This window comes from Reyranella sp. (assembly GCF_052439685.1).
Taxonomy (GTDB): domain Bacteria; phylum Pseudomonadota; class Alphaproteobacteria; order Reyranellales; family Reyranellaceae; genus Reyranella.
This window is the reverse complement of sequence record NZ_JBQVQG010000019.1, coordinates 77,309-99,099: the sequence shown is the minus strand read 5'-3', so window position 1 is coordinate 99,099 and position 21,791 is coordinate 77,309. Positions and strand designations below refer to the sequence as shown.

General features: G+C 68.2%; 24 protein-coding genes. 8 read left to right on the top strand and 16 right to left on the bottom strand.

Going from position 1 to position 21,791, the window contains the following annotated elements; all coding sequences use genetic code 11:
- Positions 1-4: 4 nt before the first annotated feature.
- The 8 genes from ACT6UX_RS21595 to ACT6UX_RS21560 all read right to left on the bottom strand — a co-directional run bounded on the left by ACT6UX_RS21595 (position 5) and on the right by ACT6UX_RS21560 (position 9,659).
- Positions 5-1,327: a glucose-6-phosphate isomerase gene (locus ACT6UX_RS21595; protein ID WP_444777212.1), complete on the bottom strand. Its 1,323-nt coding sequence runs from the start codon at positions 1,325-1,327 to the stop codon at positions 5-7.
- A gap of 16 nt (positions 1,328-1,343) precedes the next feature.
- Positions 1,344-2,669 carry a M16 family metallopeptidase gene (locus ACT6UX_RS21590; RefSeq protein WP_444777211.1) on the bottom strand — a complete coding sequence of 442 codons (1,326 nt, stop codon included), beginning with the start codon at positions 2,667-2,669 and terminating at the stop codon, positions 1,344-1,346.
- The gene (locus ACT6UX_RS21585; RefSeq protein ID WP_444777210.1) at positions 2,666-3,889 is read right to left on the bottom strand and encodes a M16 family metallopeptidase; all 1,224 of its coding nucleotides are present in this window, start codon (positions 3,887-3,889) and stop codon (positions 2,666-2,668) included. Before ACT6UX_RS21585 ends, ACT6UX_RS21590 begins: the two co-directional genes overlap by 4 nt.
- 152 nt (positions 3,890-4,041) lie before the next feature.
- The gene (locus ACT6UX_RS21580; protein WP_444777209.1) at positions 4,042-4,626 is read right to left on the bottom strand and encodes a DUF3035 domain-containing protein; all 585 of its coding nucleotides are present in this window, start codon (positions 4,624-4,626) and stop codon (positions 4,042-4,044) included.
- A gap of 45 nt (positions 4,627-4,671) precedes the next feature.
- Entirely contained in the window at positions 4,672-5,154 is a 483-nt protein-coding gene (gene lspA, locus ACT6UX_RS21575) for a signal peptidase II (RefSeq protein ID WP_422017642.1), read from the bottom strand.
- Positions 5,151-7,949: an isoleucine--tRNA ligase gene (gene ileS, locus ACT6UX_RS21570; protein ID WP_444777208.1), complete on the bottom strand. Its 2,799-nt coding sequence runs from the start codon at positions 7,947-7,949 to the stop codon at positions 5,151-5,153. Before ileS ends, lspA begins: the two co-directional genes overlap by 4 nt.
- A 211-nt stretch (positions 7,950-8,160) precedes the next feature.
- On the bottom strand, positions 8,161-8,967 hold the full coding sequence (locus ACT6UX_RS21565; RefSeq protein WP_444777207.1) for a class I SAM-dependent methyltransferase: 807 nt from the start codon (positions 8,965-8,967) through the stop codon (positions 8,161-8,163).
- An 80-nt stretch (positions 8,968-9,047) separates the two neighbouring features.
- A complete protein-coding gene (locus ACT6UX_RS21560) occupies positions 9,048-9,659 on the bottom strand; it encodes a hypothetical protein (RefSeq protein WP_444777206.1) in 612 nt (203 codons plus the stop codon).
- A gap of 105 nt (positions 9,660-9,764) precedes the next feature.
- Between ACT6UX_RS21560 and ACT6UX_RS21555 the strand changes: the two genes are divergently transcribed.
- Positions 9,765-10,397: a TetR/AcrR family transcriptional regulator gene (locus tag ACT6UX_RS21555; RefSeq protein ID WP_444777205.1), complete on the top strand. Its 633-nt coding sequence runs from the start codon at positions 9,765-9,767 to the stop codon at positions 10,395-10,397.
- On the opposite strand, the gene ACT6UX_RS21550 is transcribed toward ACT6UX_RS21555, so the two are convergent.
- Both ACT6UX_RS21550 and ACT6UX_RS21545 read right to left on the bottom strand, forming a co-directional pair.
- The gene (locus ACT6UX_RS21550) at positions 10,381-11,307 is read right to left on the bottom strand and encodes a bifunctional riboflavin kinase/FAD synthetase (RefSeq protein ID WP_444777204.1); all 927 of its coding nucleotides are present in this window, start codon (positions 11,305-11,307) and stop codon (positions 10,381-10,383) included. The two genes, ACT6UX_RS21555 and ACT6UX_RS21550, sit on opposite strands and share 17 nt — an antisense overlap.
- A gap of 9 nt (positions 11,308-11,316) precedes the next feature.
- The gene (locus ACT6UX_RS21545; protein ID WP_444777203.1) at positions 11,317-11,763 is read right to left on the bottom strand and encodes a MaoC family dehydratase; all 447 of its coding nucleotides are present in this window, start codon (positions 11,761-11,763) and stop codon (positions 11,317-11,319) included.
- 67 nt (positions 11,764-11,830) lie between these two features.
- On the opposite strand from ACT6UX_RS21545, the gene ACT6UX_RS21540 reads away from it, so the two are divergent.
- The 3 genes from ACT6UX_RS21540 (at position 11,831) to ACT6UX_RS21530 (ending at position 13,981) form a co-directional block, all read left to right on the top strand.
- Positions 11,831-12,856 (top strand): phosphotransferase family protein, encoded by a 1,026-nt coding sequence (locus ACT6UX_RS21540; protein ID WP_444777202.1) that lies wholly within the window; start codon positions 11,831-11,833, stop codon positions 12,854-12,856.
- A 2-nt stretch (positions 12,857-12,858) separates the two neighbouring features.
- Positions 12,859-13,218, top strand: a complete 360-nt coding sequence (locus ACT6UX_RS21535) for a DUF6285 domain-containing protein (protein ID WP_444777201.1) — start codon at positions 12,859-12,861, stop codon at positions 13,216-13,218.
- A gap of 64 nt (positions 13,219-13,282) precedes the next feature.
- Positions 13,283-13,981 carry an ArsR/SmtB family transcription factor gene (locus ACT6UX_RS21530; protein ID WP_444777200.1) on the top strand — a complete coding sequence of 233 codons (699 nt, stop codon included), beginning with the start codon at positions 13,283-13,285 and terminating at the stop codon, positions 13,979-13,981.
- Between the two features lies 1 nt (position 13,982).
- Here ACT6UX_RS21530 and ACT6UX_RS21525 read toward each other — a convergent pair whose 3' ends face one another.
- From ACT6UX_RS21525 to ACT6UX_RS21515, 3 genes are read right to left on the bottom strand one after another with little or no spacing between them, the layout of a single operon-like run.
- Positions 13,983-15,107, bottom strand: a complete 1,125-nt coding sequence (locus tag ACT6UX_RS21525; RefSeq protein ID WP_444777199.1) for a DSD1 family PLP-dependent enzyme — start codon at positions 15,105-15,107, stop codon at positions 13,983-13,985.
- 20 nt (positions 15,108-15,127) lie between these two features.
- Positions 15,128-16,102: a tripartite tricarboxylate transporter substrate-binding protein gene (locus tag ACT6UX_RS21520; RefSeq protein WP_444777198.1), complete on the bottom strand. Its 975-nt coding sequence runs from the start codon at positions 16,100-16,102 to the stop codon at positions 15,128-15,130.
- Positions 16,099-16,737 (bottom strand): HAD-IA family hydrolase, encoded by a 639-nt coding sequence (locus ACT6UX_RS21515; protein WP_444777197.1) that lies wholly within the window; start codon positions 16,735-16,737, stop codon positions 16,099-16,101. The genes ACT6UX_RS21520 and ACT6UX_RS21515 overlap by 4 nt, the downstream gene beginning before the upstream one ends.
- 70 nt (positions 16,738-16,807) lie before the next feature.
- On the opposite strand from ACT6UX_RS21515, the gene ACT6UX_RS21510 reads away from it, so the two are divergent.
- A complete protein-coding gene (locus ACT6UX_RS21510) occupies positions 16,808-17,707 on the top strand; it encodes a LysR family transcriptional regulator (protein ID WP_444777196.1) in 900 nt (299 codons plus the stop codon).
- Here the strand turns inward: ACT6UX_RS21510 and ACT6UX_RS21505 are convergent.
- Genes ACT6UX_RS21505 through ACT6UX_RS21495 form a run of 3 tightly spaced genes read right to left on the bottom strand, consistent with a single transcriptional unit; the run spans position 17,682 to position 19,364 of the window.
- A complete protein-coding gene (locus tag ACT6UX_RS21505) occupies positions 17,682-18,185 on the bottom strand; it encodes a PaaI family thioesterase (RefSeq protein WP_444777195.1) in 504 nt (167 codons plus the stop codon). The genes ACT6UX_RS21510 and ACT6UX_RS21505 overlap by 26 nt on opposite strands.
- A 1-nt stretch (position 18,186) precedes the next feature.
- Positions 18,187-18,609: a PaaI family thioesterase gene (locus ACT6UX_RS21500; RefSeq protein WP_444777194.1), complete on the bottom strand. Its 423-nt coding sequence runs from the start codon at positions 18,607-18,609 to the stop codon at positions 18,187-18,189.
- An 8-nt stretch (positions 18,610-18,617) separates the two neighbouring features.
- Complete coding sequence (locus ACT6UX_RS21495) at positions 18,618-19,364, bottom strand: TSUP family transporter (protein WP_444777193.1); 747 nt, start codon at positions 19,362-19,364, stop codon at positions 18,618-18,620.
- A gap of 116 nt (positions 19,365-19,480) precedes the next feature.
- On the opposite strand from ACT6UX_RS21495, the gene ACT6UX_RS21490 reads away from it, so the two are divergent.
- From ACT6UX_RS21490 to ACT6UX_RS21480, 3 genes are read left to right on the top strand one after another with little or no spacing between them, the layout of a single operon-like run.
- Positions 19,481-20,368, top strand: a complete 888-nt coding sequence (locus ACT6UX_RS21490) for a LysR family transcriptional regulator (RefSeq protein WP_444777192.1) — start codon at positions 19,481-19,483, stop codon at positions 20,366-20,368.
- Positions 20,365-20,928 (top strand): DUF488 domain-containing protein, encoded by a 564-nt coding sequence (locus tag ACT6UX_RS21485; RefSeq protein ID WP_444777191.1) that lies wholly within the window; start codon positions 20,365-20,367, stop codon positions 20,926-20,928. The genes ACT6UX_RS21490 and ACT6UX_RS21485 overlap by 4 nt, the downstream gene beginning before the upstream one ends.
- A complete protein-coding gene (locus ACT6UX_RS21480; RefSeq protein WP_444777190.1) occupies positions 20,925-21,788 on the top strand; it encodes an alpha/beta fold hydrolase in 864 nt (287 codons plus the stop codon). The genes ACT6UX_RS21485 and ACT6UX_RS21480 overlap by 4 nt, the downstream gene beginning before the upstream one ends.
- Positions 21,789-21,791: the final 3 nt, after the last annotated feature.

Below are 21,791 nucleotides of genomic sequence, written 5' to 3'. Positions count from 1 at the left end.
CATTTTAGGGCCGATGGCCTGTGGAAGATACGCGGGCGGCGAGATACTGCCGGGTCAGGATCTTGCCCTCCTCGACCGCCGGCTGATCGAAGGCGTCGACACCCAGCAGATGGGCGGCGAACATCGTCTCCAGCATGTAGTGCATCATCAGCGCGCCCATCACCCTTTCGTCGAGTGAGGTGATGCGCATGACGCGCGTCGGCCGGCCGTTCTTCGCCAGCGTGGCAGCGGTCGCATCGGCCTCGGCCAGCAGCAGGTCGCCCAGCGACCGGTTCTCGAGATAGGCCAGCGTCTTGTCGCCGCCCAGCGCGGCCGGCGCGATCGGCTTGCCCTTGCCCGCGGTATCGAGGATCAGCACCGTGAACATCTTGTCCGCCGGTCCACCGAGATAGAGCTGCAGCTGGCTGTGCTGGTCGACGGTGCCCATGGCGCGCACCGGCGTCGTGCCGTTGCCACCCTTGCCCAGGCTCTCCGCCCAGAGCTGGCGATACCAGAAGCCGAAATAGCCCAGCCGGTCGCAATAGGGCATCAGCACGGTGGTACCGATGCCGCGCTCCCGGGCGAGCCCGACCGAGAGCGCCGCGCCGACGGCCGGGGCCAAGTCGCCGGCGTCGCTCGCCTCGAGGACAGGATCGAGTACGCTCGCCGCGCCCTCCCGAACCGCGGCGACATCGAGGCCGGCGATCATGGCCGGCAGCAGGCCGACCAGGGACAGAACGGAGAAGCGCCCGCCGACCCTGGGATCGTGGTCGAGGATGGGACAGCCGATGCGGCCAGCCAGGCGGCTGAGCGCATTGTCGCTGGGCTCGGTGATGGCGATGACGTGCTCGGCGAGCCTGTCGCGGCCCACTTTGGCCTCGAACTCCGGCAGCAGGGTCAGGAACTGGGTGAGCGTCTCGGCCGTCGTGCCGGACTTGGAAATCACGATCAGGCCGGTGCGGGCGAGCGGCAGGCGGGCCGCCAGCTCGGTAAAGGTCGAGGGATCGACATTGTCCATGAACCAGAGTTTCGGCCGCCCGTTCTGGGGGCCGAATCCCTGGTCCTTCAGCGCGACCAGGGTCTGGCCGCCAAGGCTCGAACCGCCGGTGCCGAGCACGATCACATGCTCGAACTTCGCGAACCGCTCGGCATGCGGCTTGAGCGGCGCCAGATCGTCCCGCGCTCCCGGGAGGCTGAGCAGCGGCAGCGTGCCGTCGGCCTTCCACTGCCGGAACTTGTCGAGCGCCTTGCTGGCGTTCGCGAGTTCACGGTCGAGTGCGGCGCGATGCAACCCCTGCTTGCCGACCTTGCTCTCGAGCGCGTCGTCGATCACGTGGCTGTAGAACATCGGGAAACGACTCTCCTCAGGGTTCCTGTGTGACGCCGGCCGGCTTGCCGACCACGACGGTGGTCAACGCCTCATCGCGCAGGAGGTGGCGCGCGATCTTGCGGACGTCGTCGAGCGTGACCGCAGCGATCAGCGCCGCGCGTCGCGTGAGGTGATCGGGTGACAGCCCGTCGATCTGCATGGAATGCAGCAGCCCCGCGATCGAGGCCGAGGAATCGAGCGAGAGCGCCAGCGCCCCCGTCAGGTAGGTCTTCGCGTCGGTCAGCTCGGCCTCGGTGACGCCGTCGTTGCGCATCCGGCCCATCTCGGCGCGGATCACCTCGAGCGCCTCGGCGATGCGCTCGTTGGCGCTGCCCGTCGACATCACCAGCAGCGCGGCGCGCTTGTAGGTGCGCAGGCCGCTCGACACGCTATAGGCCAGGCCGCGCTTCTCGCGCACCTCGTTGAACAGCCGCGACTGTTGCCCGCCACCGCCCAGCACATGGTTCATGACCACCGCGGCATACCAGAGCGGATCGTCGCGCTCGATCCCAGGTAGCGCCATCAGCGCCGAGCTCTGCGGCACCGGCCGTTCGACGACGACGACGCGCGGTTTGGTCGGCGGCACCCATTGCGGCGGCAGCGCCGGCGGGTTGCCCGTGGGCAGGAGTCCGAACGAACGGTCGAGCTGGCGCGCCAGTTCGGCCTCGTCGATATCGCCCACCGCCGCGACGATCAGGCCGTTGCGCAGCAGCAGCTCCGCCGCCCGCTTCTTCAACAGGTCCGGCGTGGCTGCCGCGAGTCCTTCGGGCGTGCCGTCGGGATCGCGGGCATAGGCATGGCCGGCGAACAGCGTTTCCATCAGCGTGCGGCCCGCCACCGAGCCGGGGCGCTGGGCGGCCTGGTTGAGGCTGGCAATCGTCTGCGCGCGGCGCTGACTCACCATGTCCGGAGCGAAGCGCGGTTCGGTGAGCGCGAGCCGCAGCAGCTCGAAGCCCTCGTCGCGATTGGCCGACAGGACACGCAGCGAACCGGTCAGCCGGTCGAACGAGGCGGCGAACCCCAGCGAGGCGGCGGCATCCTCCTGGCGCTGGCGGAAGGCCTGCGCATCCAGCGATCCGGCGCCGTCGGTCAGCAGGCCCGCCATGAGATCGGTGATGCCGGACTGTCCGGCCGGATCGGTGGCGGTGCCACCGGAGAACGAGAAGGACAGCGCCACGACGGGCGTGCTCTTGTCCTCGACCAGCCATGCCTTGATGCCGAGCGGCGTCGTGATTTCCTTGATCTCGATCGCGCCGGCGACGGCGGGCAGCAGCATCAGGAGACCGGCGAGCGCCGCCGCAAGCCCGCGAAACGCCTTCATCCGCCCCTCGCCGCGGGGGTCAACAGCGCGGTGACGGCGCCATCGTCGCGCCAGACATGCCGCGCGGCCGCCACCACCTCGTCGCGCGTGACGGCGGAAATGCGCTGCGGCCAGGCATCGACATCGGCCACGGTATTGCCGGTGCTGAGCGCCGTGCCGTAGATGCGCGGGCCGCTCGCCAGCGAGTCCTGCGAATAGATCGCGGCGGCCAGCAGCTGGTTCTGCGCGCGCTCGACCTCCTCGGCCGTGACGCCGCCATCGAGCAGCTTCTTCATCTCGGCGGTCACCGCCTGCTCGACTTCCTCGATGCTGCGCGACCGCGCAGGATGCACACCGATGTCGAACGAGGTGAGGCCAAGGCTCGATGCACCGTAGGACGCCCAGGCCGAAAGACCGATCTTGCGCTCCTCCACCAGGACCCGCGACAGGCGGCTGGTCTCGCTGCCGCCGAACAGGCGCGCCAGGACCTGGAGGGCATAGGCATATTTCGTCTCGCCGACCCGATAGGACGGCGCCAGCCACAGGCGCGACCAGCGCGGCTCGGCGACGCGAGGATCGGCGCGGACCACCTTCTGCGGCAGGTCGGTACCGCCCTGCGCGGGACGCAGACGCGGCCCGATCTCACGGCGCGCGATCGGCCCATAGTAGCGCTCGCCGAGTTCGCGCACCCGTTCCGGCGTGGTGTCGCCGGCGACGATCAGGACCGCGTTGTTGGGCGCATAGTGCTGGCGATAGAAGCTCGCGAGATCGTCGACGCCCAGGTTCCGGATATCGTCGGGATAGCCGATGACCGGCATGGCATAGGGCTTGTGCAGCCCGTAGAGCTGCTCACGCACCGCCTCGTCGAGCAGCGACGCCGGCACGTTGTCGGTGCGCATGCGGCGTTCCTCGAGGATGACCTGCCGCTCGGGCACGATCTCGCGCTCGGTGAGGCGCACGTTGGTCATGCGGTCGGCTTCCATGCGCATCACCAGCTCGAGCTGCTCGGCCGCGATGGTCTGGTGGTAGCCGGTGGAATCGAAAGTCGTGTAGGCGTTGTCGCGGCCGCCGTTGCGCGAGACGATGCGCGAGAATTCGCCGGCCGGCACCTGATCGGTGCCCTTGAACATCATGTGTTCGAGGAAATGCGCGGCGCCGGTATGGCCGAACGTCTCGTCGGCGCTGCCGACCTTGTAGACGACGACCTGGGTCACGATCGGCGCGCGCCGCGACGGCAGCACGATGACCTGAAGCCCATTGGCGAGGGTGAAAGTCTCGGCGTTGCGCCTGCCGACGGAGAACAGCTTGGCGAGCGCGGGACCCGACGGCGCGAGGGCGCCCCCCGCAAGGAGGCCGCCGAGGAGAGCGCGCCGGCTGGGGAGCGACCCGGCGCTCAGAAGATGCCTTCGAGCAGGCCGCGCTTGCGACGGGTGATGGTGGGCGTCGGGCCGGCGGCCGGCTGCCCGGAGGCCTGGGCATCGCGAATGCGCTGCTGCTCCTTGGCGGGATCGACCAGCACGCCCGGCGGCGGTGAATCCTGCCAGAAGATCAGGCCATTGATGAACGACTTGTCGCTCTCGGCCAGGGTCTTGGTGTCGGTGTTGACCTGTCCGCGGATGTTCGGATCGATGCCGCCCTTGCCGGCGCGGGCGACCAGCGACTGCTCGGCACTGCTGCCGGATCGCGGCGCATCCGGCCCGGCATTGACGCGCGCCTGGGTGCGTCCGGCCAGTGCGGGCGACAACGCTTCCTTGGCCTGATCGGCCGGCGTGACTTCCTGCGGACGCGGCTCACCCGGCCGCGGCGGCCGCAACTCGGCGTTGGGCGGCATGGTCAGCGGCGAATGCGAGACGATCTTGAACTCGTCGGGCGAGGATTTCTTTCCGCCACCCAGATTCGAGAACGCCGAGCAGCCCCCGAGCGCGAGGGTACCGCAGGCCAGGAGAGCCAATGGGAGCGGGAGGAGAGTCGATTTCATCATCCGTCCTTGGTCGTAAACTTTTGTCCGCCGATCATGGCCGCTTCAGGGCGCCGGCTTCTTTTCGCCCTGCAGCGAGTCGATCAGCATGAGGCCGACGCCGACCACGATGGCCGCATCCGCAACGTTGAACGCGGGCCAATGCCAATGTCCTATGTGGAAGTCGGCGAAATCGAACACCGCGCCCCAACGGGCGCGGTCGATAACATTGCCGATGGCTCCCCCCATGACAAGGCCGATGCCCCATCCGGTCAGGGGACGGTCGGTTCGCCGCAGCCACAGGAAGAGTCCGATGCAGACGGCGATCGCCACGCCCGAGAGGACCCAGGGCGGCAACGCCTGATCGCCCCCCAGCAGGCCGAAGCTGACGCCGCGGTTCCAGACGACGACCAGCCGGAAGAATCCGTCGATCACCGTCACGATGTAGCCAGCCTTCAGCAGGAACCCGAGCAGCAGTTGCTTGGAGACCTGGTCGGCCACCAGAGTGACGACGAGCAGGGCCATCGCCTGGCGGTCGATCCTCCTCATGCAGAGACCGCCTCCTCGCAGCGCAGGCAGAGCAGCGGATGGGCCGGCGACTTGCCGACCTCTTCCAGCACCTGCCAGCAGCGCGCACACTTGGTGCCCTCGGCCAGCGCCGGCACCACCGCGACCCCAGGCACGTCCGGAAGGGTGAAGGCACCAGCCGGCGCCTCGCCCGACACCAGGGCGCCGCCCGAGGTGATGCAGTAATCGCGCATATCGAGGCCCTCGAACGCCTTCAGATATTCCGGCGCGGCATAGACGACCGGTGCAGCCTGCAAGCTCGAGCCGATGCGCTTCTCGGCGCGTTCGAGTTCGAGGGCGCCGGTCACGACGCGGCGCAGCGCGCGCACGGTCTTCCACTTCTCGCCCAGCGCGGCATCGAGCCAGGCCGACGGTATGATCGGATAGAGGCGCAGGTGGACGCTCTCGGCCTTGCCGTCCGGCATGTCGCCGGGCCGCGCCAGCCAGGCTTCCTCGGCCGTGAAGCAGGTGATGGGCGCAAGCCACGCCGTCAGGAACGAGAAGAGTTCGGCCATCACGGTGCGCGCCGCGCGCCGGCGGGGCGTGTCGGCGGCATCGCAGTAGATCGAGTCCTTGCGGATATCGAAGTAGAAGGCCGAAAGATCGACGGCGCAGAAATTGTGCAGCTCGGTCGCGATCGTATGGAAGTCGTAGTCGTCGACCGCGCGGCGCATCACCCCGTCCAGCTCGGCCAGGCGATGGAGCACCCAGCGCTCCAGCTCGGGCATCTCGTCGAAGGACATCGTCTCGTCCGACGAGTAGCCTTCGAGGCTGCCCAGCAGATAGCGCAGCGTGTTGCGCAGGCGACGATAGGCTTCGGCCTGGTGCTTCAGGATCTCCGGCCCGATGCGCTGGTCCTCGGTGTAATCGGTGCCGACCACCCAGAGCCGCAGGATGTCGGCGCCATACTGGTCGCAGACCGTCTGGGGCGCCGTGATGTTGCCCAGCGACTTCGACATCTTGCGGCCCTGCTCGTCGAGCGTGAAGCCGTGCGTCAGCACGCCGTCGTAAGGCGCGCGGCCGCGCGTGCCGCAGCTCTCGAGCAACGAGGAATGGAACCAGCCGCGGTGCTGGTCGGAGCCTTCGAGATAGAGATCGGCCGGCCACTTCAGCCGGTCGTTGCCCTCGAGCGTGAAGGCGTGCGTGCAGCCGGAGTCGAACCAGACGTCCAGGATGTCGGTCACCTGCTCGAACTCGGCGGGATCGTACTTGTTGCCGAGGAAGCGCTCGGGCGGGCTCTCGAACCAGGCATCCGCGCCCTCGGTCCGGAAGGCCTCGACGATGCGGGCCATCACCTGCGCGTCGCGCAGCGGCTCGCCGGTCTTCTTGTCGACGAACACCGCGATCGGCACGCCCCAGGCGCGCTGGCGCGAGACGTTCCAGTCGGGACGCGTCTCGATCATCGAGCGCAGGCGGTTGTAGCCGGCGCGCGGCACGAAGCGCGTCGCGTCGATCGCCGCCAGCGCCTTCTCGCGCAAGGTGCCGCCGATCTCGGGGATCGTCTGGTCCATGGAGATGAACCACTGGGGCGCGTTGCGGAAGATGACGGGCGCCTTCGACCGCCAGGAATGCGGATAGGAATGCGTGATGCGTCCGGAGGCCAGCAGCTTGCCCGCCTCGTCGAGCAGGGCGATGGCGGTGCGATTGGCATCGCCCTTCTTGCCCTCCGGCGTGTAGACGCGCTTGCCGGCGAACAGCGGGACGTGCGGATAGTAGGTGCCGTCCTCGGCGACCGTGTCCGGGACCTCGACACCGTTGGCGGTGCCCAGCTCGTAGTCGTCGGCGCCATGGCCCGGCGCGATGTGCACGAAGCCGGTACCGGCATCGGCGGTCACGAAGCCGCCCGGCAGCAGGCGCACGTCGAACTCGTAGCCCTGACCGCGGAACGGATGGGCGGCGATCAGCCCTTCCAGATCCTCGGCCGTGACCTCGGCCACGATCTTCGGCGTGAACTTCACTTCCGCGGCGACGGCATCGACCAGGTCGCGCGCCAGCACCAATTTCTCGCCGATGCGGGCCTTGCTGCCTTCGGCGACGGCCACGACCTCGACCAGCGCATAGGCGATGTCCTGGCCGTAGGCGAGCGCGCGGTTGCCCGGCATGGTCCAGGGCGTGGTCGTCCAGATCACGATCGAGGCGCCGTCGAGCTTGCCGTCCTTCGACTTCACGACCGGGAAGCGCACGTGGATCGTGTCCGACGTGTGGTCGTGATACTCGATCTCGGCCTCGGCCAGCGCGGTCTTCTCGACCACCGACCAGAGCACCGCCTTCGAGCCCTTGTAGAGGCCGCCGTTCAGCAGGAACTTGCCGAGTTCCTGGACGATCACCGCCTCGGACTCGTACTTCATGGTCGAATAGTAATTGTCCCAGTCGCCGTCGACGCCGAGGCGCTTGAATTCCTCGCGCTGCACGGTGATCCAGTGATCGGCGAAGGCGCGGCACTCGCGCCGGAATTCGACGATCGGGACCTGGTCCTTGTCCTGCTTCTTGGCGCGATACTGCTCCTCGATCTTCCACTCGATCGGGAGTCCGTGGCAGTCCCAGCCCGGCACGTAATGGCTGTCCTTGCCCATCATCTGCTGGGTACGGCTGACGAGGTCCTTCAGGATCTTGTTCAGCGCGTGGCCGATATGCAGGTTGCCGTTGGCATAGGGAGGTCCGTCGTGCAGCACGAACTTCGGCCGGCCCCGGCTCTCCTTGCGGATGCGCTCCCACAGATTCATGTCGGCCCAGCGCTTCAGGAGCTCCGGCTCCTTCTTGGGCAGGCCGGCCCTCATCGGGAAGTCAGTCTTGGGGAGGAAAACGCTGGATTTATAGTCAGTTGTCACAAGAAACTCGGTGCAGGAGAGAGCAAATTCCAACCACCCGTCGGGCGGCCGCTGGCAGGCAAGACGACCCGGCCGCGGTCAGCGGACCGGGCGGGTAATTCGCTCCTGGAAAGCCCTGGTGAACATAGGGCGCGCAATCTAGGGATGGGGGTCGGGGGGGTCAAGGAGCGCCCACCGCCTCCCGCGGGCGCCTGCCCCGCACGATCAGCGCCTGCGGCACGACGCGGGTGTCGGCGACCACCGGCTGGGCAGCGGCAAGCTCGGGACTGGCGCACGGCTCGACCATGCGCTCCAGGACGAAACCGGCGCCGACAAGAGCATCGACCCACTGCGACAGGGTGCGGTGGAAGCGCGGCACCTCGAAGAGCGGGCTGGCTGCCTTCTCCGCCGCCGGAGCGCTTTTGAAGCCCCATCGTTCCACTTCGCCGTGCCGCGCGCTGAAATAGTCCGCGAGCTCGACCGCCCGCGTCTCGCCCCGGGAATCGCGCAGCACCTTGCGATGCGGCGGGGCGAAGCAGGGATGCACGATGGAAAATTGCAGGAAGCCGCCCGGCCGGACGACCCGCCAAGCCTCCGCCAGCACACCGTCGATATCGGGCATGTCCATCAGCGACATGAAGGCGGTGACGAAGTCGAAGCTTGCGCCGGCAAAGGGCAAGGACGTGCCGTCGGCCACGGCGTAGGAGATGCCGAGCGGCTCGGCGGTTTCGGCTGCTCGCGCGTGACGGATGAAGGTCGGCGCGATGTCGATGCCGTCCATGTGGGCTCCGCGCCGGGCGAGGTGTCGCGTATTGGCGCCCTCGCCGCATCCCAGATCGAGGCCGCGCTGGCCATCGATAGGCGGCAGCGCATCGAGAAAGGTCGGAGAGTTGAGCACATCGCGGTAGATGTCGTAGCCGGCCCGTACGTGACGCGTCCATGTCTTGGCGTTGCGTTCCCAGAACGCTCCCGCTTCGGACGCCTTCATCCGCGCTCTCCCGTCAAATGAACGGCTTCAATACATCTCGCGCGACCGCCGGTCTTCTCTCTTCGTGCCGACAGGGACCGTCAGACCGGGGTCGATACCGGCCTCGCCTGGCGCCGCGCCGCAATCCTGAGAAACAGGATGACCAGCATCAGTACCACCGGGAGAGCATAGAGCGGGCTCTGCCCGATCCGCTTGCCGTTGGTCACGATGAACGACATCCAGAGGTAATAGCCACCCAGCCAATGCAGCGTCCGCCAGGCGTTGGGACCGATCCAGGCCGCCGTCCGGTCGAACGAGGTCGCCGCCATCGCGGCGATGAAGGCATAGGCGACACCGCCGCTCACCAGCGTCCCCGTCATCGCATGCTCATGGAACCCCTGCGGATCCATCCGGGCGAAGGCTAGGATCGCCGCCGCGTGGATCGTGTGAGAGACGGCAAAGGCGAGGCCGATCTGACGGCGATTGCGGCGTTGCCAGCGCGTCAGCGCAGAAGGCCACAGCGTCATCATCGCCTGCGCGGCGAAGGCCAGGGCGAACAGGACGAGCGAGGTACGCGCTGTGATCCGGATCACCATCCTCACGCTCTCGACGTCGTACGCCTGACTTGCAAGGCAAAGGCCGGAAATAGCCAGGAGCACCAGGGACAACAGGCCCAGCAAGTTCCAGCCTTCGAGCAATCGGGTCTTCGTCATGGCACCCTCCAATATGTAAGCGATGCTTACTTTATGGCGCGGGAGACGGTCAATGCGGTGTATGCACTGCTTACATTCACATGCCCGTGATGCTAGCGTGCCTCGATGGCCAAACGCCCCGTTGCCAAAGCGAAGAGGAAGCCGAGCCGCACCTACCACCACGGCACGCTGCGCGCGGCGCTGATCGAAGCGACGCTGCGGTTGGTCGAAGAGGGCGGACCGGAGGCCGTCACCGTGCGCGAAGCGGCACGTCGGTCCGGAGTTTCCTCGGGTGCGCCGTTCCGCCACTTCCCCAACCGGACCGTGCTCATGACGGCCGTGGCCGAGGAGGCGACGCACCGGTTGCACGCGGCGATCCAGGCGGCCGTCGAGCCGATCGCGGATGAACCGCCGCTCGTGCAGCTGAGGGCGATCGGCCGCGCCTATCTCCAGTGGGCTTCGGATAATCCGGCCCATTTCGCCGTCGTCTCCAACCGCGGTCTGATCGACTATGAGAGTTCGCCGTCGATGCCGCGCGAGAACGAGGACATCCAGAGGCTGATGGGCCGACTGCTCGAGGCGGCAGGCGCGCCCGCCGGTGCAAGCCTCGTCGCACGGGCCTTCGTCTATGGACTGGCGCGCATGCGCGTCGACGGCCACCTGCCGCAATGGGGCGTGTCGTCCTCCGGCGAAGCACTCGCGGCGATGGACGCCGCCCTCGATCTTTTTCTCGACGGGCTGCTCAGGCCGCGAGGATAGCGCGGGCGCGCTCTCCGTCCGCCGCGATCTGGGCCTTGAGCTGGTCGAGGCCGGTGAATTTCATCTCCGGCCGGATGAAGTCCATCAGCGCGACCCGCAGCACCTTGCCGTAGAGGTCGCCCGTGAAGTCGAACAGGTGGACCTCGAAATTCTCCTGCAGCTTGCCGAAGGTCGGGCGCTTGCCCAGGTTGGCGACGCCCCCCTGCCACACCCCATCGACCAGGGCGCGAGCGGCATAGACGCCGAAGCGCGGGCGCAGATGTTCGCCCAGGGCCACGTTGGCCGTGGGGAAGCCAATGGTGCGGCCGCGCTGGTCGCCCAGCTCGACCTTGCCCTCGATCTCCCACTGATGGCCCAACAGGCCGGCTGCCTCGCGGGCCCAGCCGTGGCGCAGCGCCTCGCGGATGCGGGTCGACGAATAGATCTCGCCTTCGTGCGTCACCGGATCGAGCACCGAGACCTCGAAGCCGCGCAGCTTGCCCTCGGCCCGCAGCATCTCGACGTTGCCGCTGCGGCGGGCGCCGAAGGTAAAGTCGTAACCGCAGACGACATGGCGGGCGCGCAGCCCCTTCACCAGCACGTCCTCGATGAAAGAGGCCGCCGGCAGGGCCGCGAACGCGGCATCGAAATGCTGGGCCAGCACCGCCTTCACGCCATGCTCGGCCAGCAGCCGCGTCTTGGCCGGCGCGAGCGTCAGCCGGAATGGTCCCGTGTCGGGCACGAAGAAGCCACGCGGATGCGGCTCGAAGGTGAAGGCGAGCAACGGTGCGCCGAGTTCCGCGGCCTTCTCCCGCGCATGCGCGAGCAGGGCCTGATGGCCGCAATGCACGCCGTCGAAGTTGCCGAGCGCCACCACGCCGCCCGTCCACTCGGGCGGCACCGAATGCCAGTCGTCGAACACCGGAACCATGGCGCCCGCTCAGGCCGCGTCGCGCCGCGGCACCAGCACGACCGCCTCGCCGTCGATCACCACCTTGTCGCCGTTCAGGCACTGCGTCTTCAGCGTGACCCGACGGCGCTTCTCGTCGATGGCGGTGATGGTCGCCACGGCCGTGATCGTCTCGCCGATGAGAACGGGCGCCATGAAGTTCATGGTCTGGGAAATATAGACCGCGCCCGGTCCCGGCAGCTTGGTGCCGATCACGGTCGAGATGAAGCTGCCGCTCAGCATGCCATGGGCGATGCGCTGGCCGAACCGCGTGGTGCGGGCGAAGCCGTCGTGCAGATGGATCGGGTTGGTGTCGCCGGACACGCCGGCGAAGGCCACGATGTCGGCGTCGGTCACGGTCTTGCCGAACATCGCCGACATGCCGGGCTTGAGGTCTTCCAGGAACAGGCCGTTCATCGCGGCGAAGGCACTCGACACTTGCTGATCTCCCCTGTTGGCGCGGTCCTCTTACCATGCGGGGGAGCCTGTGCCACAGTGCCGGTAAATGAGCGTTCATACGTCGACCGAAACAGAAACCGTCGCCCGCATCCTCGCCGAGGCGACAAGCCGCCATTTCGGCAGTCCCGCCGCCATCGAAGCCCTGTCCCGCCAGTCCGGGGGCGCCTCGCGCCAGACCTGGAGCTTCGATGCCGTGGTGAAGGGCGAGCGCCACGCGCTGATCCTGCGCCGCGATCCGCCGGCGCAGCGCAAGTCCGAACGCGAACGCGCCGTCGCGATCGATCGCGCCACCGAGTTCCGGGTGCTGCGCGCCGCCCATGATTCCGGCGTGCGCTCCCCCGAGCCGTTGTTCGAACTCACGCCCGAAGACGGGCTGGGTGAGGCCTATGTGATGCGACGGGTCGGCGGCATCGCGATTGCCCGCAAGCTGCTGCGCGACCCGCCCTACGAGGCCGCCCGCGGCAAGATCGCGGGCCAGCTCGGCGAGATCCTGGCGCACATCCATGCGACCGAGCCGGCCACTTTGCCGCCCCTCCCGCGCCGCGAGGCCGCCGATCATATCGCCGAGCTGCGCCGCTCGCTCGACGTGTTGGGCCAAGCGCAGCCGGTGTTCGAACTGGCCCTCACCTGGCTCGACCGTCGCAAGCCCGCGCCGCTCGACCGGCCGGTGCTGGTGCATGGCGACTACCGCACCGGCAACTACCTGGTCGACGAGACCGGCGTGACGACCATCCTCGACTGGGAGCTCGCCCATCTCGGCGACCCGGTCGAGGATCTCGGCTGGCTGTGCGTCAAGAGCTGGCGCTTCGGCGCGATCGACAAGCCGGCCGGCGGCTTCGGCAGCCGCGCGGAACTATGGGCCGCCTATGAGCGCGCCGGCGGCGGCACGGTCGATCCGGTTCGCGCCCACTGGTGGGAAGTCTTCGGCACCGCGCACTGGGGCATCATCTGCCTCAACCAGGCTTTCAAGCATCTCTCGGGGTCGATCAAATCGATGGAGCACGCCTCGATCGGCCGCCGCGCCGTCGAGACCGAAGTCGACCTGTTGCAACTGCTGAAGCAGGGAGCCTGACCGTGGCCCAGGACCGCCCCACCGCCGCCGAACTTTTAACCGCCATCGCCGACTTTTTACGCGAGGAGGCGATGCCCGCGCTCGACCGCACCGAGCCGCGGCTCGGCTTCCAGATGCGGGTCGCGGTGAATTCGCTCGCCATTCTCGAACGCGAGGTGCGGCTGGGCCCGGCGGCCGATGCGCGCGAGCACGAACGTCTGGTCGGACTGCTCGGCCACGAGGCCCCGCTCGACGAACTGAACCGCGAACTGGCGCGCCAGCTGCGCACCGGCGAACGCGACGAGAGCGACGCCCCGCTGATGGCCCATCTCGAAGCCACCATCGCCGACAAGATCGCCATCGCCAATCCGAAGTGGCGGTAATACTTCGGCGCCTGCCGAACCATTGACCGTGGCGAGCGTAGACGCCTGGGCCTAGAGTTCGGGCATGACCACCGTGAACGCCCTCTCCGAAATCGCCGCCCTGATGGGCGACCCGGCGCGCGCTTCGATGCTGTCGCTGCTGATGGATGGCCGCGCGCACACCGCATCGGATCTCGCGCACAACGCCGGCATCACCGCCCAGACCGCAAGCGGTCACCTCGCGCGCATGGTCGAGGCGGACCTGCTGGCGGCCCGCGCCCAGGGCCGCAACCGCTTCTATCGCCTCGCCTCGCCCGAAGTGGCGCACGCCATCGAATCGCTGATGGCGCTGGCCGGCACGCGGGCCACCCCGGCGTCGAAGAGCGCGGCGTGGCGGCGCGATCCCGATCTCCGCTTCTGCCGCACCTGCTACGATCATCTCGCCGGACAGGTCGGCATCGCCGTCACCGATTCGCTCACCCGACAGGGCCATCTCGAACCCAAGGGACCGCGCGACTGGCAGCTCACACCCTCGGGCGAACTGTTCTGCGGCAAGCTAGGCGTCGATCTCGGGACGGCACGCCAGGCGAGTTCGCGCCACTTCGCGCGCCAATGCCTCGACTGGAGCGAGCGTCGCCCGCACATCTCGGGCGCCCTGGGCGCCGCCATCGCCGACACCTTCTTCAAGCGCGGCTGGGCCGAGCGCCTGCGCCGCAGCCGCACCGTGCGCCTCACCGATTCCGGCCGCCGCGCGCTCGGCAGCCACTTCGGCGCGACGGTCTAGCCTACCACCCCTGGAAGCGCGGCCAGGTCGCGGCATCACCGGACGGCGTCACCGCGACGTAGGCCGGGTACTGCGCGCCGGTGGCGCAGGCATGGTTCGGCAGGATGCGCAGCCGGGCGCCTATCGGGAAACGTTCGACCAGACCCGTATCGGCCGTGCCGCCGCGGCGCGAGACGATGCCGTGCTCCTGGTTGGCGCCCGAGACGATCAGCCCGTCGATCACGTTGCCCTCGACGTCGCACACGGCGCCGTAGCCATAGTCGATCTTCTGGCGCTGCGTGCCGCGGTCGCGGCTCATCGCCATCCAACCGGCATCGACGATCACCCAGCCCTTCTCGGGCTGATGGCCGATCACCGTGGTCAGCACGGAGAGTGCCACGTCCTGCGGCGTGCAGACGCCGACATTGGACATCACGAGGTCGAAGAAGACGTAGACGCCGGCGCGGACCTCGGTGACGCCTTCGAGATTCTGTGCGGCGATCGCGGTCGGCGTCGAGCCAATGCTGACCTCGGGGCAGGCGATGCCCGCGGCCCGCAGGCGCTCGGCGGCACGCACGCACAGCGCCCGCTCCTGCTCGGCCAGCGCCTGCAGTGCCTCAGGCGTGTCGAGATCGTAGGAACTGCCGGCATGGGTCAGCACGCCCTTGACCGTTGCGCCGCCCGCCTGCAGCACCTGCCCGATCGCGATCAGCTCCACCGCTTCGGGCTGCACGCCCGAGCGATGGCCGTCGGAATCGATCTCAATCATGACGTCGAATTTCTGGTTGGCCGCCTTGCCCTTGGCCACGACCGCCTCGGCCGCCGCCACCGAATCGACCAGTAAGGTCAGCGCGCATCCCTTACGGATCAGCGCCAGCGCCCGGTCGAGCTTGTCCGGCACGATGCAGACCGCATAGAGCACGTCGCCGAAGCCCGCGGCGAAGAACTGCTCGGCCTCCTTCAGGGTCGAGACCGTGATGCCCACGGCGCCCGCCTCCTGCTGGGCGCGCGCGACCTCGATGCACTTCGAGGTCTTCACGTGCGGCCGCAGGCGCACGCCCAGCGCCGACAGATGGCCCTGCATGCGCGCGATGTTACCTGCCATGCGGCGCTCGTCGATCAGCGCCGCCGGGGTCTCGATGTCCATCAGCTTCAAGTGTCCACCCTTCAGTCGAGATACTCGCCGCGCGCCTTCAGCGCCGGCACGTCCTTTTCCAGCCCCCGCGCGATCAGCGCCGTCACGGTAGCGGGCTGCAGCGCATCCGGCGACGGCAGATCGACGCCCACCGCATTCATCTGCTTCACCAGCGCCGGATCGGCCACCGCCGCCCGCAGCGCCTGGTTCAGCCGCGCCATGACCGGTTGCGGCGTGCCCTTGGGCGCGAACAGCGCGTTCCACGAGCGCAGGTTCACGTCGTAGCCCTGGCTGGCCGCCGTCGCCACGCCCGGCAGCTGCGGCAGAGGCTGGTCGCTCAACACGGCGAGCGCCTTGATCTTGCCGCCGGCGATCTGCGGCAGCGCCGTCGTCGTCTGGTCGCACATGAAATCGATGTGCCCGCCCATCAGGTCGTTCATCGCCGGCGCCACGCCGCGATAGGGCACGTGGGTGATGTTGAGCTTGAGCGCCGACAGCAGCACGACGCAGCCATAGTGAGAAATCGAGCCGACGCCGGCGCTGCCGTAGGTCATGTCCGCCTTGTTCTTCTCGGCATAGGCGATGAACTCCTTCAAGTTCGAGACCGGCAGGCCTGCCTTGGCGACCAGCAGCAGCGGCGCGGTGCCGGCGAGGCCGATCGGCTCGAAGCCGGTCAGCGGATCGTAGGGCAGTTTCTTGAACAGGGCGGCATTGGCCACGTGCGTGCCGATCGTGCCGAAGCCGATCGTGTAGCCGTCGGGCGCGGCGTTCACGAGCTTCGTCAACCCGATCGTGCCACTCGCGCCGCCGATGTTCTCGACCACGACGGTCTGCTTGAGATCCGCCGCCATCCCCTGCGCGAGCGCGCGGGCCAGCGCGTCGCTGGGACCGCCCGCCGGGAATGGCACGATCAGGGTGAGCGGCTTGGTGGGGAAGCCCTGGGCGGTGGCCGTGCCGACCGCCACGAGCAGTGGCGCGAGTGAGAGCAGCAATCTGCGCAAGATCATGACAAACGTCCTTCCAGCCAGGGGAGAAGATCGTCGAGCGTCGGTCGCTCGAGAGCGGCGGGTGGCGCGCCATCGGGGCGCGCGAGGCCGACACGATTGTGCCAGTAGGTCCTGAGGCCGACGGCGGAGGTGCCGAACAGGTCGTAGCCGGAGCCCGCGACGAAGGCCGCCTCCCCGGGCGTGACGCCCAACGCCGCGAGCGCCTGGCGATAGGGCCGTGGGTCGGGCTTGTAGCAACCGGCCTCCTCGGCGGTGACGACGCAGTCCCATTGCGTCCGGAGCCGCTCCGCCGCCTGACGGCCGAGCCGGATCGAGCAGTTGGTGACGACGCCGAGTTTCGTGCGGCCCGCCAGCGCATCGAGCGCGGCCTGCGCGCCGCTCCACGGCGGCAGTTCCAGCCAGCGCGCCTCCAGCGCGTCCGCCGCGCCTTCGGCCAAGCCGGTCGCCATCGCCGCCTCGCGCACCAGCTGTTCGTAGGGCACGTAAGAGCCGCAGCCATAGGTGAGCCGCAGATACTCTGCCCGCCAGGCTCGGCCGCGTTCGGCCGAGCCCGCCACGTCGTTCCACAGGGTCCAGGAGTCGAGAAGCGCCGTCAGCAGATCGAACAGAACGGCTTTGGGAAAGGTCGTCGTCATGCCCCGAACGTAGCAAGCCGCGGGCCTTTGGTACTTAAATCAGACGAACAGTTCAGTTAAATAGAACTGAATGATCACACTGGCCGATCTGCAGTTCATGGAAGCGCTGGCGCGCAGTGGCTCGCTGAGCGGCGCGGCGCGGTCGCTCAACGTCACGCCGCCCGCCCTGTCGCTGCGCCTCAAGAAGCTCGAACGGACGCTCGGCGTCAGCCTGGTCGTGCGCAGCTCGCGCCGCCTGCGCTTCACCGGCGAAGGCGAGCATCTGGTGAGCGAGGCGCAGGCGATGCTGGCGCGGATGAGCGCCCTCACCGACCTGCTCGGCAAGGAGGGCGGCGCCCTCTCAGGCCCCTTGCGGGTGGTCGCGCCCTTCGGCTTCGGCCGCCTCCACGTGGCACCGCTCGTCGCCCGGTTTGCGGAGAGGCACGCCGCGATCCGCGTGACGCTCGACCTCTCGGAACGACCCTGGACGGACAGCGAAGACGCCGATGTCGTGGTTCATATCGGCGCGGTCCGCGATTCGACCTGGGTCGCCCATGTGCTGGCGCGCAACGACCGCTGGGTCTGTGCCGCGCCTGCCTATCTCGAGCACCGCGGCACGCCGGAAGATCCGCGCGACCTGTTGCAGCACGATTGCCTCTGCGTGCGCGAGAACAACGAGGACGTGACCTTGTGGCGCCATCGCCGCGGCGGCCGCAGCGGCGCCGTGCGGGTGACGCCGACCTTGACCAGCAACGACGGCGAGGTCGTGCGCAATTGGGCGCTGGCCGGGCTCGGCCTGATGCTGCGCTCGCAATGGGACGCCGGCCCCTTCGTGAAGCGCGGCGAACTGCGGCGCGTGCTGGCGCCCTGGTCGTTCGAAGGCGCCGACATTCTTGCTCTGGTGCCGGCGCGACGCGGCATCTCGGCCCGAGTCACATCCTTCGTCGACTTCCTGAAGTCTTCCTTCAGGTCGCGGCCGCCGGGGCGTTAACGCCGGTCTTCGTGTAGCTCAGCCCGTCGCCCGACGAGATCTTGGCGATCGAGGAGGCGCGCAGGATCTTCTGCTCGCCGACGGTCAGGTAGATGTTGGTGAAGAGCAGGGTGCGCGTCTGGCGAATCAGCTCGGCGCGGCCCTCGACCCAGTCGCCGACCCGCGCGGGTGCCACGAAGTCGAAGGTCATGCTGACGGTCGGCAGGAACTTGCGCAGGCCGGCGAGGTAGCCGCCGCCCATGGTGCCCACGAGGTCGGCCACCGTCATCATCATGCCGCCATGCAGGCCGCCCGCCGGGTTACACATGTTCTGCTGCACGCGGATCGCCAGCACGAACTCGTCGCGCGTGCCCTTCTCGCCCCGCTTCACGTACATGTTGCCGACGTGCGTGTTGAAGTTCGGCTCGGGCCGGCCGCGGGCGAAATCGACGAGAGTGAAACCTTCGGGCGGATCGTCGGGAATTTCGTAGGAAGACACTCTAGCTCCGGACTCGCAAGGGGCGTCCCGGCCGCAGCAGCGCGAAGTCGCCCAGCCCGGCCAGCACATCGTGGCGCGGACCATAGAGACGGCCCCTCACCTGCGCCACATGCTCGTCGTGCCCCAGCAGCTCGCCCGTGGCTTCGATCCAGTCTCCGACCCGCGCCGGCGTCAGATAGTCGAGCGTCAGCTTCAGGGTGACGCAGCGCCGGTCGATGGCGTGGTAGACCACGGAGCCCAACGCGGCATCGATGAAGGCGGCCAGCATGCCGCCATGCACGATGCCCAGCGCATTGGCATGTTGCGGGCCGGGCATGAAGCCACGCCAGACCCTGTTTCCCTCGACCTTCTCGAACCACGGGCCGTTGGCCGCGGTGAATCCGGTCGCCTCAGTGAGTTCTCGAAAGCCTGCTGGAATGTCCACGCGCCATCTTAGGCAATCCCCGCCAGCAGCACCAAGCCGTAGCCGACATAATAGAGGCCCAGCACGGTGATGAGCCGTCCCGCCCAGCTGCGAAACTGGGCATCCGAAAGGCGTTCGAGGATCGTCTTGCCGAGCGACGTGCCGAGCATCGAGGCGCCGACCGCCATGACGAGCACCCAGGGCTCGACCGAACCCGCGCCCTCGATCAGCGCGCCGAAGTAGAGCAGCTTCGAGCCGTGACCGAACACCTGGCACGAAGCCTTGGTCGCGACGATCTGCTGGCGGTTCATCGGAGAGCGCAGGAAGAGCTGGTCGACCAGCGGCCCTGTCACGCCGGTCAGCAGCATCAGCGCCATGCAGGCGATGCCGCCGCCCAGCGCCTGGGCGGGGCCCAGCGTGGCGGGCATCCACCGCGCCGGCACGATCCGCAGTACGAAAGGTGAAAGACCCAGCATCAGCAGCGCAATGGGTTTTTCCGGCACGTAGAGCGTCAGCGACCAGATACCGACGGCGATGAAGCAGCCCATCACGTAGAAGACGGTGATGCGCCATTGGATATGCCGCCGCCACAGGAGCGCGCGCCAGCCGTTCGAGGCCATCTGCGTCACCGCATGCAGCACCATGGCCACGGGCAGCGGCAACAGGAACAGCAGCACGCCGATCAGCACCATCCCGCCCGCCATCCCGAAGATGCCGGACAGGAAGGCGGTGAACACCATCAGGACGCCGAGCCCCAGGGCCATCGTTATCGTCATCTTGCCCTCGCCGATCCCAAGGTTCCTCAGAATGAGGACGAGGGCTTGTCTAGGGCCGGCTTATGCAGTGTTCAAATATATGATAAATGCCGTTTCAATACTTATAGGGTATGCCAATGGAACTGCGGCACCTCCGCTATTTCGTTGCCGTCGCGCACGAGGGCCATGTCACGCGCGCGGCAGAGAAGCTGCACATGCAGCAGCCACCGCTCAGCCAGCAGATTCGCGCGCTCGAACAGGAGATCGGCGCGCCGCTGCTGCTGCGCCATCCGCGCGGCGTCAGCCTGACCGATGCCGGCCGCTCGTTCCTGGCCGATGCCGAGGCGATCCTCGCCGCCGTCGAACGCGCGACCGTGAAGGCGCGGCGCACGGCGCGCGGCGAGACCGGCCGCATCGCCGTGGGCTTCACCACCTCGGCGCCCTTCCACCCGCTGGTGGCGCGTGCCATCCGCGAGTTCCGCCGCGACCGGCCCGACATTTCCTTTGTGCTGGAGGAGAACAGTTCGGGAGACCTGCTGGCCGCGCTGCGCGACGAGCGGCTCGACATCGCCTTCATTCGCTCCGGCCTCGTCGAACCGCAGGGGCTTCAACTGTACGAGCTGCTGCACGAGGAGATGTCGGCCGCCCTTCCCGCGCGCCACCGGCTGGCGCGCCGTCCGAAGCTCACCCTCAAGGACCTCGCGACCGAGGATTTCATCCTCTATCGCCGGGCCGAGGGGCGCGGCCTGTACGACGTCATCATCGCGGCCTGCAGTGCCGCGGGTTTCAGCCCGCACGTGAGCCAGGAAGCGCCGCGCATCGTCTCCACCCTCAACCTCGTGGCCGCCGGTCTCGGCATCACGATCGTGCCGGCATCGCTCAGCCGCCTGCCGCTGGAAGGTGTAACCTACCGGCCCCTCACCGGGCGGCCCGCCATCAAGGTGCCGCTCAACCTCGCCTGCCGCCGCGACGATCCCTCGGCGGCGACCCAGGCCTTCATCGACAAGGTGCGCCTCCTCGCATGAAACCGGTCAAGACCATCGGCCATTCGAACCATTCGATCGAACGGTTCGTGTCGCTCCTGAAGGCGGGCGGCGTCCAACGGCTGGTCGACGTGCGTTCCACGCCCTGGTCGCGCCGCCTTCCGCAGTTCGGTCGCGATAATCTGGCGCGGTCGCTGGCCGAAGCCGGCATCGCTTACGTGCATGAAGGCGCGGCCCTCGGCGGCAAGCCACAGGACGGCGGCAGCTACGATCAGCTCGCCGCGCGGCCGGAATTCAAGTCCGCCCTCGATCGCGTGATCGACGGTGCTGAGGACACGGTGCTCTGCCTGATGTGCGCCGAGAAGGAACCGCTCGACTGTCACCGCACGGTGCTGGTGTCGCGCCGTCTCGCAGAGCGCGGCGTCGCGGTCGAGCACCTGTTGGCCGATGGCGGCACGCGGCCCCATCATGAGGTCGAGAAAACAGTGCTGGGCAAGGACGTCGTCCCCGACCTGTTCGAGGACCGCGCCGCACGGCTTGCCCGCGCCTGGCGTCGTCTCGAAGTGAAGTGGGGCCGCGCCGGGACCGGCGAGGGAGAATGACCGAGATGGAAGTCCGCAAGATAGAGACCGCGCCCGGCCTGGTATTCGATGCGTCCGTGGCCGGCGACGAGTCGGCGCCGCTTGTGCTGATGCTGCATGGCTTCGGCGTGTCGCGGCACTTCTGGAAGGCCCACGTGCCGGTGCTGGGAGAGGCCGGCTACTTCGCGGTGGCGCCCAACCAGCGCGGCTACGCGGCCGGCGCGCGGCCCGATCCCGCCAACCTCGATTCCTATCGTTTCGAAAAGCTCACCGGCGATGCGCTCGACCTCGCGGCGGCAGTCGGGCATGGCGACAAGCGTTTTCATCTCGTCGGCCACGACTGGGGGGCCAGCCTCGCCTGGGCCATCGCCTTCCAGCATCCCGAGCGGTTGCGTTCCCTCACCATCCTGTCGCGTCCGCATCCGATGTCGTTCGCGCGGGCGCTGGCGATGCCCGATGGCGAGCAGAAGCGCCGCTCCGGCCATCACCAGGCCTTCCTCGAGCCCGATGCCGTGCCGAAGGTCCTGGCGGACGACTGCGCCTGGCTGCGCAAACGACACGCCAAGGAAGGCGTGCCGAAAGAAGCCATCGACCTTCATCTCTCCGTGCTCGGCAACGCGCCGGCGATGGAAGCGGCGCTGGCCTGGTACCGGGCCCGCGGCGAGCGGATGTCGCTCGGCCCGATCGAGGTGCCGACGCTCTATGTCTGGGGCGATGCCGACGACACGGTGGGTCGCGCCGCGGCCGAGGGCACGGGCGAATTCATCGCCGCGCCCTATCGTTTCGAGGTGCTGCCCGGTGTCGGCCATTATGCCGCCGACCAGAGGCCGGCGCGGGTCAACGAACTGTTGCTGGAGCATCTCGGCCGCTACGCGGCCTGACGC